Origin of the sequence: Variovorax sp. OK605, from assembly GCF_900115445.1 — a bacterium.
Classification (GTDB): domain Bacteria; phylum Pseudomonadota; class Gammaproteobacteria; order Burkholderiales; family Burkholderiaceae_C; genus Variovorax.
Genome location: NZ_FOWL01000010.1, coordinates 204,487 through 220,548, shown reverse-complemented (window position 1 = coordinate 220,548; position 16,062 = coordinate 204,487). Strand labels below are relative to the sequence as shown.

The 16,062-nt window shown below is 68.5% G+C and carries 10 protein-coding genes; 7 read left to right on the top strand and 3 right to left on the bottom strand.

Translation table 11 applies throughout. The features are described 5' to 3' along the window. Positions 1-63 precede the first annotated feature (63 nt). The 4 genes from uvrA (at position 64) to BM013_RS25880 (ending at position 9,409) form a co-directional block, all read left to right on the top strand. A complete protein-coding gene (gene uvrA, locus BM013_RS25895; RefSeq protein WP_093130521.1) occupies positions 64-5,922 on the top strand; it encodes an excinuclease ABC subunit UvrA in 5,859 nt (1,952 codons plus the stop codon). Positions 5,923-6,135: 213 nt separating this feature from the next. Beyond that, the gene (locus tag BM013_RS25890; RefSeq protein WP_093130520.1) at positions 6,136-7,185 is read left to right on the top strand and encodes an ornithine cyclodeaminase; all 1,050 of its coding nucleotides are present in this window, start codon (positions 6,136-6,138) and stop codon (positions 7,183-7,185) included. Positions 7,186-7,225: 40 nt separating this feature from the next. Continuing rightward, positions 7,226-8,266 (top strand): histone deacetylase family protein, encoded by a 1,041-nt coding sequence (locus BM013_RS25885; RefSeq protein WP_093130519.1) that lies wholly within the window; start codon positions 7,226-7,228, stop codon positions 8,264-8,266. Positions 8,267-8,437: 171 nt separating this feature from the next. Continuing rightward, entirely contained in the window at positions 8,438-9,409 is a 972-nt protein-coding gene (locus BM013_RS25880; RefSeq protein WP_093130518.1) for a Bug family tripartite tricarboxylate transporter substrate binding protein, read from the top strand. Between the two features lie 6 nt (positions 9,410-9,415). Here BM013_RS25880 and BM013_RS25875 read toward each other — a convergent pair whose 3' ends face one another. Together BM013_RS25875 and BM013_RS25870 are read right to left on the bottom strand one after the other, a co-directional pair. Further along, entirely contained in the window at positions 9,416-10,486 is a 1,071-nt protein-coding gene (locus BM013_RS25875) for a Fic family protein (RefSeq protein WP_093130517.1), read from the bottom strand. A gap of 98 nt (positions 10,487-10,584) precedes the next feature. Further along, positions 10,585-11,172 carry a TetR/AcrR family transcriptional regulator gene (locus BM013_RS25870; protein ID WP_093130516.1) on the bottom strand — a complete coding sequence of 196 codons (588 nt, stop codon included), beginning with the start codon at positions 11,170-11,172 and terminating at the stop codon, positions 10,585-10,587. An 89-nt stretch (positions 11,173-11,261) separates the two neighbouring features. On the opposite strand from BM013_RS25870, the gene BM013_RS25865 reads away from it, so the two are divergent. After that, a complete protein-coding gene (locus BM013_RS25865; RefSeq protein WP_093130515.1) occupies positions 11,262-12,536 on the top strand; it encodes an MFS transporter in 1,275 nt (424 codons plus the stop codon). A 199-nt stretch (positions 12,537-12,735) separates the two neighbouring features. Further along, the gene (locus BM013_RS25860) at positions 12,736-13,941 is read left to right on the top strand and encodes a porin (RefSeq protein WP_093130514.1); all 1,206 of its coding nucleotides are present in this window, start codon (positions 12,736-12,738) and stop codon (positions 13,939-13,941) included. Between the two features lie 133 nt (positions 13,942-14,074). Here the strand turns inward: BM013_RS25860 and BM013_RS25855 are convergent, their stop codons facing one another. Continuing rightward, on the bottom strand, positions 14,075-14,902 hold the full coding sequence (locus BM013_RS25855) for an HAD-IIB family hydrolase (protein ID WP_093130513.1): 828 nt from the start codon (positions 14,900-14,902) through the stop codon (positions 14,075-14,077). Between the two features lie 138 nt (positions 14,903-15,040). Here BM013_RS25855 and BM013_RS25850 point away from each other — a divergent pair, with 138 nt between their 5' ends. Then, the gene (locus tag BM013_RS25850) at positions 15,041-16,036 is read left to right on the top strand and encodes an ABC transporter ATP-binding protein (protein ID WP_093130512.1); all 996 of its coding nucleotides are present in this window, start codon (positions 15,041-15,043) and stop codon (positions 16,034-16,036) included. The last annotated feature ends 26 nt before the right edge of the window (positions 16,037-16,062 follow it).

Genomic DNA, 16,062 nt, shown 5'->3' with positions numbered 1-16,062 from the left:
CGCAATGCACAAGCCCGTCATCGCCCACTCCCTAGAATGTTTGCCCCACCCCTCAAGGCATTCATGACACAGGGCTCCATCCGGATTCGCGGCGCGCGCCAGCACAATCTCCAGAACCTCGACCTCGACATCCGCACCGGCGAGATGACCGTGGTCACCGGGCCCAGCGGCTCGGGCAAGTCCAGTCTCGTTTTCGACACCCTCTACGCCGAAGGCCAGCGGCGCTATGTGGAGACTTTCTCCGCCTATGCGCGCCAGTTCCTGGACCGCATGGACAAGCCGGCCGTCGACAAGGTGGAGGGCGTGCCGCCCGCCATCGCCATCGACCAGACCAACCCGGTGCGCTCCTCGCGCTCCACGGTCGGCACCATGACCGAGCTGAACGACCACCTGAAGCTGCTCTTCGCGCGCGCGGCCAACCTGTTCGACCGCGAAACCGCGCTGCCGGTGCGCCACGATTCGCCCGACAGCATCTATGCGCAGATCGTCGAGCGCGCGGCCGCCGCGGGCGATCCGCGGCTGGTGGTCACCTTCCCGGTCGAGTTGCCCGCCACCACCACGGCCGACGAAGTGACGCAATGGCTGTCGGCCAGCGGCTTCACGCGCGTGCAGGCCGAGCGCGAGGTGGCCACGCCCACCGGTCCGCGCAAGGTGCTCGACGTGGTGGCCGACCGCTTCCGCGCATCGAGCGCCGAGCGCGCGCGCGTGGTCGAGGCCATCGAGGTGGCGCTCAAACGCGGCAGCGGGCGCGTCACCGTGCACGCCGCAGGTGCGGACGAGAACGCGCCGGCCGACGTGTGGAAGTTCTCCACCGGCCTGCATTGCCCCGAGAGCGACATCCGCTACGCCGACCCCATTCCGTCGATGTTCTCGTTCAACTCGGCCGTGGGCGCCTGCGACACCTGCCGCGGCTTCGGCCGCGTCATCGGCGTCGACCTGGGCCTGGTGATTCCGAACGACAAGCTCACGCTGCGCGCGGGCGCCATCAAGACCATCCAGACGCCCGCCTGGAAGGAAGCGCAGGACGACCTCATGCGCCACGCCGAGGCCGCCGGCATTCCGCGCGACACGCCCTGGAACAAGCTCACCGAGGAGCAGAAGCACTGGGTGATCGAAGGCACGCCCAACTACAAGGAAGGCAACTGGAACAAGCAGTGGTACGGCGTGCGCCGCTTCTTCGGCTACCTGGAGAGCAAGGCCTACAAGATGCACATCCGCGTGCTCTTGTCCAAGTACCGCAGCTACACGCCGTGCCCGACCTGCAGCGGCGCGCGCCTGAAGCTCGACAGCCTGATCTGGCGCATCGGCAGCAAGGAAGACGCCGATGCGGTGCTGCCGCCCGAGAAGCGATTCATGCCGACGGGGGCGAAGTGGACGCGTGCGCAGCTCGAAGCCTTGCCCGGGCTTTGCCTGCATGACCTGATGCTGTTGCCGATCGAGCGGCTGCGCAGGTTCTTCGACAGCATGCGCGGCGGCATGACTCCCTCCCCTTCCGGGGGAGGGCAGGGGTGGGGGCACGCGGCCTCTGCAAAAGCCGTGACTGTGGTGGAGGCCGAGAGCCCTCATCCCAACCTTCCCCCGGAGGGGGAAGGAGCACGACAACAAGGCGAGGCGCAAGCGCTGAAGCTCCTCTTCGAGGAAATCACCACCCGCCTGCGCTACCTGCACGACGTCGGCATCGGCTACCTCACGCTCGACCGCCAGAGCCGCACGCTGAGCGGCGGCGAGGTGCAGCGCATCAACCTGACGACCGCGCTCGGCACCTCGCTGGTCAACACGCTGTTCGTGCTCGACGAGCCCAGCATCGGCCTGCATCCGCGCGACATGAACCGCATCACCGAGGCCATGCTGCGCCTGCGCGACGCGGGCAACACGCTGGTGGTGGTCGAGCACGACCCGGCCGTGATGCTGGCCGCCGACCGCGTGATCGACATGGGCCCCGGCCCCGGCGCGCGCGGCGGGCAGATCGTGTTCGACGGCACCACCGACCAGCTGCGCGATGCCGACACCCTCACCGGCCAGTACCTGGGCGGGCGCAAGAAGATCGGCATGGGCTTCAAGCGGCTCGTGAGCGAGAACACGCACCGGCTCATCCTGGAAGGCGCGCGCGAGCACAACCTGAAGAACGTCACCGTCGAGTTTCCGCTCGCGCGGCTGGTGTGCGTCACCGGCGTCAGCGGCTCGGGCAAGTCCACGCTGATCCAGGACGTGCTGGCGCCCGCGCTCATGCGCCACTTCGGCAAGGCCACGGAAACGCCCGGCGCGCACGACCGCCTGCTGGGCGCCGATCACCTGGGCGACGTGGTCTTCGTCGACCAGTCGCCGATCGGCAAGACGGCGCGTTCCAACCCCGCGAGCTACGTGGGCGCGTGGGACGCCATCCGCGAGATCTTCGCCACGGCGGCCCTGTCGCGCCAGCGCGGCTACACCGCGAGCAAGTTCAGCTTCAACTCCGGCGACGGGCGCTGCCCGACCTGCGGCGGCTCGGGCTTCGAGCACGTCGAGATGCAGTTCCTGTCCGACGTGTACCTGCGTTGCCCCGACTGCGACGGCAAGCGCTACCGCCCCGAAATTCTCGAGGTGCGCGTGGAGCGCAAGGGCAAGAGCTACAACGTGGCCGACGTGCTCGACCTCACCGTGGCCGAAGCGGCGACCGTGTTCGAAGGCGACCGCGACGTGCTGCGCGTGCTGCAGCCCATCTCCGACGTGGGCCTCGACTACGTGAAGCTCGGCCAGCCCGTGCCCACGCTCAGCGGCGGCGAGGCGCAGCGCCTGAAGCTCGCGGGCTTCCTGGCCGAAGCCGCGAAGAACGCCACGTCGAGCAAGCAGCTGCTGGCGCGCAAGGGCACGCTCTTTTTATTCGACGAGCCGACCACCGGCCTGCACTTCGACGACATCGCGCGGCTCATGCGCGCGCTGCGCAAGCTGCTCGACGCTGGGCATTCGCTGATCGTCATCGAGCACAACCTCGACGTGATCCGCGCGAGCGACTGGCTGATCGACCTCGGCCCCGAAGGCGGCGAGGGCGGCGGCCAGGTGGTGGCCGAAGGCACGCCCGAGCAGATGCGCGAGAACCGCGCCTCGCTCACCGGTGCCGCGCTGGCCGACTACGAGCTGGCCATCGGCCCCGACGCCTACAAGGTGGCCGAGCGCGCCGCGCGCCGCTACATCGCCACGGCCAAGACGGCGCCGGGCGCCAACGCCATCGAGATCGTCAACGCGCGCGAGCACAACCTGAAGAACCTCAGCGTGGACATTCCGCGCGGCAAGTTCAGCGTGGTCACCGGCGTGAGCGGCTCGGGCAAGTCGACGCTGGCCTTCGACATCCTGTTCAACGAAGGTCAGCGCCGCTACCTCGAGTCGCTCAACGCCTATGCGCGCAGCATCGTGCAGCCAGCCGGCCGGCCCGAGGTGGACGCGGTGTACGGCATTCCGCCGACCGTGGCCATCGAGCAGCGCCTGTCGCGCGGCGGCCGCAAGAGCACGGTGGGCACCACCACCGAGGTGTGGCACTTCCTGCGCCTGCTGTATGTGAAGCTGGGCATCCAGCACTGCATTCACGACGGCGCCGCCGTGCAGCCGCAGACGCCCGACAGCATCGCCGCGCAGCTCATGCGCAATTTCAAGGGCCAGCACATCGGCCTGCTCGCGCCGCTGGTGACCAACCGCAAGGGCGTGTACACCGAGCTGGCCGACTGGGCGCGCCCGCGCGGCTTCACCCACCTGCGCGTGGACGGCGACTTTCTGCCGACCACCGGCTTCCCGCGCATCGACCGCTTCAAGGAGCACAGCATCGAGCTGCCGGTGGCCAGCCTCGACGTGCTGCCCTCGAAGGAAACCGAGTTGCGCGAGGCACTGACCAAGGCGCTGGAGCACGGCAAGGGCGTGCTGCACGTGCTGAGCGACCTCGGCGGCCTGCGCGCCGCCATGATGGCGGGCGTGTCCGCCGCGGGCATCGGCCGCGTCAACGTGTTCTCCACGCTGCGCGCCTGCCCGGTGTGCAGCACCAGCTACGCCGAGCTCGACCCGCGCCTGTTCAGCTACAACAGCAAGCACGGCTGGTGCCCCGACTGCGTGGGCACGGGCGTGAAGCTCAGCAAGGACCAGCGCAAGGTGTTCGACGACTCCGTGCGCGACGACGACAGCAAGGGCCGCGAGCAGACCTTCGCCGAACCCGAGATCGAGGACCTGGCCGACACCGCCTGCCCGACCTGCCAGGGCACGCGCCTGAACGCCACGGCGCGCGCCGTGAGCTTCGGCGCCTCGCCGGCCGACGGCCTGAGCGGCATCGGCATCACCGAACTCGCGCGCATGAGCGTGACCGAGGTGCGCCGGTGGTTCGACGGGCTGACGTTGTCGGGCCGCGAAGCCGAGATCGCGCGCGACCTGGTGCCGGAAATCAAGAGCCGGCTCGAGTTCCTCGAAGAAGTGGGCCTGGGCTACCTCACGCTCGACCGCGGCGCGCCCACGCTGTCCGGCGGCGAGGCGCAGCGCATCCGCCTGGCGGCGCAGCTCGGCAGCAACCTGCAGGGCGTGTGCTACGTGCTCGACGAGCCGACCATCGGCCTGCATGCGCGCGACAACCAGATCCTGCTCGACGCGCTGCACAAGCTCGGCGACAAGGGCAACACGCTGGTGGTGGTGGAGCACGACGAAGACACCATCCGCCGCGCCGACCACATCATCGACATCGGCCCGAGCGCGGGCAAGCGCGGCGGCCGGCTGGTGGCCGAAGGCTCGGTGGCCGACATCGAGGCCGCCGGTGATTCGCAGACCGGCCGCTACCTGCGCGATGCCATCAAGCACCCGCTGCAGGCGCGCCGCCTGGTGCCGTCGCCCGACCCCAAGGCCGAGGAAAGCGGGCAATGGCTCACCGTGCACGGTGCCGACCTGCACAACCTGCAGGACGTGACCGCCACGCTGCCGCTGCACCGCCTGGTGGTGGTCACCGGCGTGAGCGGCTCGGGCAAGTCGACGCTCGCGCGCGACGTGCTGCTGGCCAACGTGCAGGGCATCGTGGTGCAACGCATGACCAAGGCCGGCCGCGACGCGGACGCCGCGGGCAAGCGCCCGGCCTGGGCCGGCTGCACGAAGGTCGAGGGCTACGAGAGCGTCGACCGCGTGCTCGAGGTCGACCAGACGCCCATCGGCAAGACGCCGCGCAGCTGCCCGGCCACCTACATCGGCTTCTGGGACACCATCCGCAAGCTGTTCGCCGACACGCTGGAGGCCAAGGCGCGCGGCTACGGCCCGGCGCGCTTCAGCTTCAACACCGGCGAAGGCCGCTGCCCGGGCTGCGAAGGCGCGGGCGTGCGCACCATCGAGATGAGCTTCCTGCCCGACGTGAAGGTGCCTTGCGAGGTGTGCCACGGCGCGCGCTTCAACCCCGAGACGCTGGCCGTGAGCTGGCGCGGCAAGAGCATCGGCGACGTGCTGAAGATGGAGGTCGACGAGGCCGTCGAGTTCTTCGCGAGCATGCCCAACATCGCGCATCCGCTGCAGCTGCTGAAGGACGTGGGCCTGGGCTACCTCACGCTGGGGCAGCCGTCGCCCACGCTGTCGGGCGGCGAGGCGCAGCGCATCAAGCTGGTGACCGAGCTCAGCAAGGTGCGCGACGACATCACCCGCCGCGGCCAGAAGGCGCCGCACACGCTGTACGTGCTCGACGAGCCGACCGTGGGCCTGCACATGGCCGACGTCGAGAAGCTGATCCACGTGCTGCACCGGCTGGTGAACGGCGGCCACAGCGTGGTGGTGATCGAGCACGACCTCGACGTGATCGCCGAGGCCGACTGGATCATCGACCTGGGGCCGGAAGGCGGCAACGCGGGCGGGCGCATCGTGGCCGCGGCACCGCCGGAAGAGGTGGTGCGGCTGGGCACGCACACGGGCGTGGCGCTGGCGCCGGTGCTGGCGCGCTGACGCAGGGAGGGGCACGTTCGCGGACGTGTCCTTCCACCTGAATGCATAGGCCTTTCGTGGGCCTCGCCACGTTCGCGCAAACTCGCGCGAACGTGTGCAAACGGGCGCACAATGACTTCGACCCTTGGCCCAGGCGCATCCTGAATCAGCCATGGTGGAGTGAACATGCGAGAGGGTGAAGCGCCGCGGCGGGGCTACGCAAGGAGCCATGTCATGACCCGCTTCATCGATGTTCACAGCCTGGTCCGCCTGGTCGACGAGACCGGCGTTGCGGAGTTTCTCGCCGCGCTGTCCGACGCGCTGCGCGACGACTTCCTGCGATGGCGCGAGTTCGACAAGAAGGCGCGCGTGGCCAGCCATTCGCACCTGGGCGTGATCGAGCTCATGCCCGTGGCCGACGACGGCGCCTATGCCTTCAAGTACGTCAACGGCCATCCGCACAACACGCAGGTCGGGCTGCCGACCGTCATGGCCTTCGGCGTGCTGGCCGAGGTGGACACGGGGTACCCCGTGCTGCTGTCGGAGCTCACGCTCACCACCGCCTTGCGCACGGCCGCCACATCGGCCATGGCCGCCAAGGCGCTGGCGCGGCCCGATTCGCGCAGCCTCGCGCTGATCGGCAACGGCTCGCAGAGCGAGTTCCAGGCGCTGGCCTTCCACGCCCTGCTGGGCATCGAGGAAGTGCGCGTGTTCGACACCGACCCGCACGCCACCGACAAGCTGGTGCGCCATCTCTCGGCCTGCACGCCGCTGGACATCGTGCGCGCCGCTTCCGTGGCCGAAGCGGTGCGCGGCGCCGACATCGTCACCACCATCACCGCCTACCAGGGCCACGCGACCGTGCTCACGCCCGAGATGATCGAGCCCGGGATGCACATCAACGCCGTGGGCGGCGACTCGCCCGGCAAGACCGAGCTGCACCCCGGCGTGATGGGGCTGGCGCGCGTGTTCGTCGAGTACGAGCCGCAGACCCGCGTGGAGGGCGAGATCCAGCAGGTGGCGGCCGACTTTCCGGTGCACGAGCTGTGGCGCGTGCTGCTGGGCGAAGTGCCGGGCCGCGAGAGTCCGCGCCAGGTCACGCTGTTCGATTCGGTGGGCTTCGCGCTGGAGGACTACACGGCGCTGCGCTACATCCAGCGCATCGCCACCGAGCGCGGCATCGGCCAGCAGATCGCACTGGTGCCCGAGCTCGACGACCCGAAGGACCTGTTCGGCCTCACGGCCTCGGGCAGGCGCCGGGCGGTGCTGCGGCGTGCGGCATGATGGGCGGCTTCACCACCGCCGGCCCGGCCTCTCCCGATCCATGCTCACCATCTACAACGACCGGCACGTTCTTCACCAGGGCAAAGTCGAGATGTTCCGCGGCGAACTCGTGCCGTGCTTCGAGGTGCCCGCCCGCGTCGACCATGTGAGGCATGAACTGGAGCGCCGCAGGCTCGGTCCGCTGCAGGCGGCCGATGCCTTCGACGAAGCGTTGCTGGCCAAGGTGCATGCGCCGCGCTACCTGGACTTCATCGCGCATGCCTGGGACGAGTGGGTGGCGCTGGACCCGGCCAATGCGACGCGCGACGCGTTGCCGTCGTACTGGCCCACGCGCGGCATGCGCACCGACGTGCTGCCGAAAAGCTTTCCGGCGCGCATGGGGCTGTTCTCGTTCGACGCGGGCACGCCGCTGATGGCGGGCAGCTGGGCGGCGTCGCGGCACGGCGCCGCTTGCGCGTGGACCGCCGCGCAGCGCGTCATCGGCGGCGAGCGCGCGGCCTTCGCGCTCACGCGGCCGCCGGGGCACCATGCGGGCGCCGATTTCTTCGGCGGCTATTGCTTCGTCAACAACGCCGCCGTCGCCGCGCAGGCACTGCGCGACGCGGGTGTCGAACGCGTGGCCGTGCTCGACGTGGACTACCACCACGGCAACGGCACGCAGGCCATCTTCTACGACCGCGACGACGTGCACTTTGCGAGCCTGCACGGCGACCCGCTGACCGACTACCCGTACTACCTGGGCCACGCCGACGAGCGCGGCGCGGGCAAGGGCGAGGGCTTCAACCACAACCTGCCGCTGCCGCGCGGCACCGACTTCACGGCCTGGCGCGCCGCGCTGAAGACCGCGCTGGCGCGCATCGCCGAAGTGAAGGCCGGCGCGCTCGTGGTCTCGCTGGGCGTCGACACCTTCGAGGGCGACCCGATCTCCGGCTTCAAGCTCCGGAGCGACGACTACCTGCGCATGGGCGAAGACCTGGCGCGCGCCGGCCTGCCGACCGTGTTCGTGTTCGAGGGCGGCTACGCAGTGGACGACGTGGGCGTGAACGCGGTGAACGTGCTGGAAGGCTTCGCGCAGGCGTAGCTGCCGACCTGCGCGGGGATGCGCGGGGATGCGCTGTCATGCGCTGACGCGCAGGCGACTCGGAACGCGGGAATGGCCTTGTTTCCCGCGGGCAATCAGGGGAGCCCCGATTGCCTTTGCCGACCCGGCAAGGCCCAATCGGCGCTTCTTCAAGTCAGGATCCAGTCAGCCATGCTGCGCCGCTCATCTTTCCTCTGTGCCGCCACGCTCGCCGCGTGCGGCCTCGTTTCTCCGCTGGCGGCTTTCGCGCAAGCTTTTCCCGCCAAGCCCATCAAGCTGGTCATCGCCTTCCCGGCGGGCGGCCCGACCGACATCACCATGCGCCAGTTGGCCGACAACGCCAGCAAGATCCTCGGCCAGCCCGTGATCATCGACAACAAGCCCGGCGCCGGCGGCACGCTGCCCGCGCAGGCGCTGCAGACCTCGCAGCCCGACGGCTACACCGTCGCGCAGATCCCGCTGGGCGTGTTCCGCCTGGGCTACACCACCAAGATCAACTGGGACCCGCTGAAGGACATCACGTACGTGCTGAACGTCACCGGCTATGCCTTCGGCATCGTGGTGCCCGCCAACAGCCCCTTCAAGACCTGGGCCGACTTCGTCGCCTACGCCAAGGCCAACCCCGGCAAGCTGACCTACGGCTCCACCGGCAACCTGACCAGCCCGCATCTGACGACCGAGATCGTCGCGCAGAAGGCCGGCATCGAGCTGCAGCACGTGCCCTACAAGGGCAGCGCCGACCTGATGCTCGCCGTGGTCAGCGGCCAGCTGATGGCCGCCGCCGACAGCACCGGCTTCGCGCCGCAGGTCGAGGCCGGCAAGCTGCGCGTGCTGAACACCTGGGGCGAGAAGCGCCTGGCCAAGTTCCCCGACGCGCCGACGCTGAAAGAGCTGGGGTACGACATCGTGCAGAACTCGCCCTTCGGCATCGGCGCCCCCAAGGGCACGCCGCCCGAGGTGGTGAAGAAGCTGCACGACGCGTTCAAGCAGGCGATGGAAGAGCCGAGCTACGTGGCTTCGCTCGGGCGCTACGACATGCAGCCGAACTACATGAGCTCGGCGACGTACACCAAGTTCGCGCAGGACACGGTGGTGCGCGAGAAGGTGGTGATCGAGAAGCTGGGGCTGGCGAAGGAGAAGTGAGCCGGCCTATTTGCCGCCTTGCAGGATGGGCGTGAGCACTGTGTTGACGTAGTAGTTGCCGCGCCCCATCTTGTGCTTCTGGATGAAGCCGCCCTCGACCAGCGCGTCGAGGTACTTGGTGGCCGTGAGGCGTGAGACCTGCAAGTCGCGCTGCACGAATTCGATCTTCGTGTAGGGATGCATGAAGAGGTTGTTGATCAGATCCTGGCTGTAGAACCGGTAGCTTTCGCGAATGCGGTGCTTGTAGTCGAACAGTGCGGATTTGATCGCGTTGATGGTTTCGATGGTCTGGCCGGCTGTTTGCTCCACCGCTTCAAGCAGATACAGCACCCACTCTTCCCAGGCGTCGTCGTCTCGCACGGCCTGCAGCAGCCGGTAGTAATCGGCCTTGGTTCGCATGATGTGACTGCTCAGGTAGAGCACCGGAATGTCGAGCAGCCGTTCTTTCACCAGATACAGCACATTGAGGATGCGCCCCGTGCGACCGTTGCCGTCGTAGAACGGGTGGATGCTCTCGAACTGGTGATGGATGAGCGCCATCTTGATCAAGGGGTCGACGGCGAACAGCTCGGCCTCGTTGACGAAGCGCTCGAGTGCACGCATCAAGGTCACGATCTCGTCGGGATCCTGCGGCGGCATATAGACAACGCGGCCCGCCCTGTCCTTCAGCGCGGTTCCCGGCAGCTTGCGCAGTCCGGCATTGTTTCTCTCCAGTTCGGACTGGATATGGACGATGTGATTCGAGGTGATCAGGCCGCTTTCGCGCACTTGCTCGAAGCCCACGCGCAGGGCCTGCCTGTATCGCAGCACCTCTTTGGCCGCCGGATTGGCAAAGGCTTCAGGCAACACATCGTCCTTGAACAGCTCGTCGTGGGTCGTGACGATGTTCTCGATTTCTGAACTGTCCTTGGCTTCCTTGAGCCCCAATGTGTTGATCAGGATCTCTTGATTGGGAATGGCAGCCGCAATGCCCTTGAGCTCAGCCAACTGACGGCTGGCACTCGCGAGCTTCTTGAGAATCGCAGGCGTGTCGAAGCGGGCGGGATCCAGGTGATCGAGGCGCGCAAGCATGTGCATGGGAATTAAAGATTTCTATACATGGTAGGCCTGATATGTATAGAAAACTCGATTTTCTATACACGTCGATCATCGCGTGCATAGCAAACCGCACAGATTCAACGGCTTGCCGCCCCGATCGCAAACAGCTCCTCCACCAGCCGCGCCGCCAACACCGGCTGCACCGGCTCCCCCCCGAACACCAGCCTGAACACGATCGGCGCAATCAGGTGATCGATCACCTGCTGCGGCTCCGGGGCGCGCTCGCCACGCGCGCGTGCCTGTTCCACCAGCGCCAGCGCTTCCTTCCTGCGGTTGCGCAGGCAGTCCGTGTCCGAGTCGCCGTTGGCCAGCGCGGCCGCGGCTTTCAGCAAGGAGGTGTTGCACGGCTGTGCCAAATGCACGATGAGTTCGCGCGCCCAGGCTTCCAGGTCGGCGCGCAAATCGCCGGTGTCGGGCAGCGGGCGGTTCGGGTCGAGCTTGTGGGTGGCCGTTTCGGCCAGCAGCCCCTGCAGGTCGCCCCAGCGCCGGTAGATGCTGGAGGCGCTGACGCCCGCGCGCTCGGCCACGGCCGGCACGGTGACCCGTTCCCGGCCCTGCTCGGCCACCAGTTCCTCGAGGGCGGTGCGCACCAGCGCCTGCACCTGCGCGCTGCGGCCGCCGGGCCGCTTGTGGGGAAGAGGAGCGGCAAGAGAGGCGTCGTTCATGTTTCGGACTTTAACGCAAAGATATTTGCTTTAGGTGATTCGCAGGTCTAGAATCGCAAAAGCAAAAAAAGTTGCATTAAGGATCCGACATGCCGTCCACCTGCCCCGATCTCGCCGTCCGCACTGCAGCCACCGCCGCCGTGGCTGCGCGCGCCAAGCCCAGGCGCCTGCCGCAAGGCGTGGCCTTTGCGCTGCTGGCGGCCGTGCTGTTCGCGTTCTTCTTCGCCGCCAGCGCGCCGTCGCCGCTGTTCGTGGTGTTCCAGCACGCATGGCATTTCTCGTCGTCGATGCTCACGGTGGCATTCGCGATCTATGCGATCGCGCTGCTGCTCTCGCTGCTGGTGGCCGGCTCGCTGTCCGACCACATCGGGCGGCGGCCGGTGGTGCTGGCGGCGCTGGTGCTGCAGGCGGTGGCGATGGGGTTGTTCCTGCTGGCGCACGACATCGGCGGGCTGATCGTCGCGCGGGTGGTGCAGGGCGTGGCCACGGGCGTCGCCAGCGGCGCCTTGAGCGCGGCCGTGGTCGAGGCCGCGCCGGCCTCGCGCAAGCGGCTGGGTGCGCTGATCACCAGCGTGTCGCCGCTGGCCGGCCTGGCCGTGGGCGCACTGCTGACGGGCATGGCGGTGAAGCTGTCGGTGCAACCGGTGGTGCTGGTGTTCGGGGTGCTGGGCGCGGTGTTTGCACTGGGCGCGGCGGTGGTGCTGTGGATGCCCGAAACCGTGACGCCGCGCCCCGGCGCGCTCGCCTCGCTGGTGCCGCGCGTGTCGATCCCCGCGAAGGCGCGGGCGGAGTTCGTGCGCGGGCTGCCGGTGTTCATCGCGGTGTGGGCGCTGGGCGGGCTGTTCCTGTCGCTGGCGCCGTCGCTGATGCTGCATGTGTTCGGCATCGACAACGGCGTGGTCAACGGCCTCACGATCGCGGTGCTCTCGGGCATGGGCGCTCTCGCACCGACGCTGCTCGGACGCTTCGCCGCACCGCGGCCGGCCATCGTCGGCATGGCGAGCATGGCGGCGGGGCTGGTGTTGCTGCTCGTGTCGCTGGCCACGCGCTCGCTCGCGCTGTTCTTCGTCGGCACCGCGGTGGCGGGCGTGGGCTTCGGCGGCGCGTTCTCGGCGCTGGTGCAGACGCTCGCGCCGCTGGCCCAGCCGCACGAGCGCGGCGAGCTGTTCGCGGCGATCTTCGTGGTGAGCTACCTGGCGTTCAGCCTGCCCGCGATGCTGGCGGGCTTCCTGGTGGCGCCCGTGGGGCTGCTGAACACGGTGGAAGGCTATGCGGCGGTGCTGCTGCTGATCGCGGCCTTCGGTACCTGGCGCCAGTGGGCGGGCTTGCGCCGCCAGCCGCGCGTTGCGCCGTCCGGCGAGTAACCCATCGAGAGAGGCAGTGCGCGAGGATGCGCGGGTGTCAAGTCGCGTACCCCTTCGAGGTTTAAGTACTAACCCTATGTAATTCGTATGTCTTCACTGGAAAGAACACTCGGAATCGTCTCGGGGCGATAAAGCCCGAGCGCTTTTGACAGCCGCGCCGCAGGCCGGCGCGGCATTTCTCTTTCCTGGAGTGATACGAATGAAAAAATCCCTGCTTGTTCTGGCCGCCCTCGCGGCGTGCGGTGCCGCATCGGCGCAATCGACCGTGACCCTGTTCGGCGTGGTCGACGCCGCCGTGCGCAACGTCTCGAACAAGAGTGTGTCGACGGCGTTCGGCACCGGCTACAGCGTGAAGGCCAGCCGCACCGAACTGGCCAATTCGGGCCTGAGTTCCAGCCGCCTCGGCTTCCGCGGCGTGGAAGACCTGGGCGGCGGGCTGTCGGCCAGCTTCTGGCTCGAAGCCCCGATCACCAACGACGACGGCGCCACCGGCGTCGCCAGCTTCAGCCGCCGCTCGACGGTGAGCGTGGCGGGCAGCTTCGGCGAGATCCGCCTGGGCCGCGACAAGACCACCACGGTGCTGAACGAAGAACAGTTCGACCCGTTCGGCGACACCGGCATCGGCGGCTCGCTGATCATCGACGCCAACGAAACCAGCGTGTCGGGCACCGGCTACGGCAGCAACAGCACGTACAAGCGCGCCGGCAACATGGTGCAGTACTACCTGCCGCGCAACCTGGGCGGCTTCTACGGCAACGTGGCCTACGCGCTGCACGAGAACACCCGCACGTCGGCCAGCTTCGCCACCGCGGGCACGCTGAACACCGGCCGCCACATCGGCGGGCGCTTCGGCTACGCGACCGGCCCGCTCGACGTGGCTGCCAGCTACGCGCAGAACGACACGAGCTTCACCACCGGCACCGGTGCCGCCGCCGTGGCGCGTCCCGGCAAGATCAAGACCTTCAACCTCGGCGCGACCTACGACTTCGGCGTGGCCAAGCTGTACGGCGAGTATTCGCGTTCGAAGGACCAGCGCGATCCGTTGAATCCCTTCACGACGGTGCCCGATGTCGACCTCGCCGGCTACCTGATCGGCGTGACCGTGCCGATCGGCCCGGGCCAGATCCGCGCTTCGTATTCGCGCGTGAAGTACGACTTCAACCGCGTGCCGACCCTCTTCGGCGTCAACGCCGCCGATCCCACGGCGAACAAGCTCGCGCTGGGCTACGTGCACAACCTGTCGAAGCGCACTGCGCTGTACGCGACCATCGCGCGCGTCAGCAACAAGAACGGCGCGGGTCTCACGGTGGGCGCGGGACCGTCGTACAGCACCGCGTTCAACGGCACCGCATTGCAGGCCAGGACGTCGACCGGCTACGAGTTCGGCATTCGCCACGCCTTCTGAACCAGGAAGGTCTTCACCCGTTTCTCCAAGGGGCCTTCAAACGTTCCTTTTTCGGCCCGCCTCGTGCGGGCTTTTTTTCGTCCGCGTGTTTTTTCTTTGTTGTTTCTTTGCCGCGCCATCCGCGGCGCGATGCTCAGCGCGCTTCGAGAACGGCGCGTGCCGCTTCGGCAAACCCGGTGCCGCGTTCGCCCAGCGTCACATAGCGCGGCAGGTGCTCCAGCTGCGGCACGAAGCGCGCCACGTTCGCCACGCCGATGCTGTGCGCGAAGCTGCGGAACATCAGCTGGTCGTTGGTCGAGTCGCCCACGTAGGCCCAGCGGTCCATCTCGTCGTCGAGCCTGCGGTCCCACAGTTCGCGCGTGATCCAGCGCGCGCCCTCGAGCTTGTCGTTGTCGCCGTACCAGCCGTTGATGTGGATGCTGCTCACGGTGGCGTGCATGCCTTCGCCGCGCATCAGCGCCACCACCTGCGCGATGGTGGCGTCGCTCAGCTGCACGAACTCGCTGTGGTCGATGGCGATGTCGGTCTCGCGGCCCGGCGAGTCGGCGGCGCGCGCGGCGCCCGGGATCTCGCGTTCGATGCGCGCGAGCACGGCCTGCATGCGCGCGAAGTTGATGGCGCGCGTGGCGGCGTCCTGCTGGTAGCGCTTCTCGATCTGTCCGTCGGCCTGGGGCAGCAGCGCCACCGCGCCGTTCTCCGCCACGATGGCGTCGATCGGCCAGGTGTTCACGAACGGCAGGCTCCAGCCGACGGGGCGGCCCGTGATCGCCACCACGGACAGGCCCGCGGCCTTGAGGTTGCCGAGCGCCTGCAATGCATCGGGCGTGATCGCGCCGTCGTGCGTCAGCGTGTCGTCGATGTCGGTGAACACGCCGACGAGCGCGCGGCGCGCGGCGGCCTCCCACCGGGTCAGCGGCAACAGGTGATGGGGCGAGGAGGGCAGGGACGACGACGAAGGCATGGCGGGAACGCGGCAGGAAGTCTGTGGGGAGCCGCGATCCTAACGGCGCTTCCCAACCGCGCTTTCCCAAGGCGCTTTCGTGTAGCATCCCGCCCCCCACTGCCGCCTCGTGTCACCGAGGCCGGTGCGGCGCCTTCCATGTCCCATATCGTCGTCGACCAACTTCTCAAGACCTACCGCATCTCCGAGCGCGACCCCGGCGTGATGGGGGCGCTGCGCGGGCTCGTGCAGCGCCGCCACCGCACGGTGGAGGCGCTGTCGGGCGTGTCGTTCTCGCTCGAGCGCGGCGAGCTGCTGGGCTTCATCGGGCCGAACGGCGCGGGCAAGTCGACCACCATCAAGATCCTCGCGGGCATCCTGCGGCCCGACGGCGGGCGCGTGACGGTCGACGGGCGCGACCCCTTCGCCGACCGCGAGCGCCACGTGGCGCGCATCGGCGTGGTCTTCGGCCAGCGCACGCAGCTGTGGTGGGACCTGCCGGTGGGCGACGGCTTCGACCTGCTGCGCGACATCTACCGCGTGGACCCCGCGCGCTACCGCCGCACCCGCGACGAACTGGTCGCGCTGCTGCACCTGGAGCGCGTGCTCGACCAGCCGGTGCGGCAGCTGTCGCTGGGCCAGCGCATGCGCGCGGAGATTGCCGCGGCGCTGCTGCACGAGCCCGACATCCTGTTCCTCGACGAACCGACCATCGGGCTCGATGCGCCCTCGAAACTGGCCGTGCGCGACTTCGTGCGGCGTGCCAACCAGGAGCGCGGCACCACCGTGCTGCTGACCACGCACGACATGCACGACATCGAGGCGCTGGCGCGGCGCGTGATCATCATCGGCCACGGCCGCGTGCTGGCCGACAGCCCGGTCGAGGCGCTGCGCGCGCAGGTGATGGCCGAGCGCCGGCTGGTGGTCGACTTCGCGCAGGACGCGCAACTGCCCTTGCAGGTGGCCGGCGCCAGGGTGCATTCGCGCGACGGCCAGACATTGGTGCTCGACTTCGACCCGGCGGTGACGACGGCTCCCGCGCTCATCGCACGCATCGCCGCCGAGCATGCGGTCGAGGACATTCGCCTCGAGGGCCTGGCGATCGAGGCCGTCATCGCGCGCTTCTACGCCATGCATGGAGCGGGCGAAGCGTGACGGCCCTGCGCGAGCTGGCGCGCCCC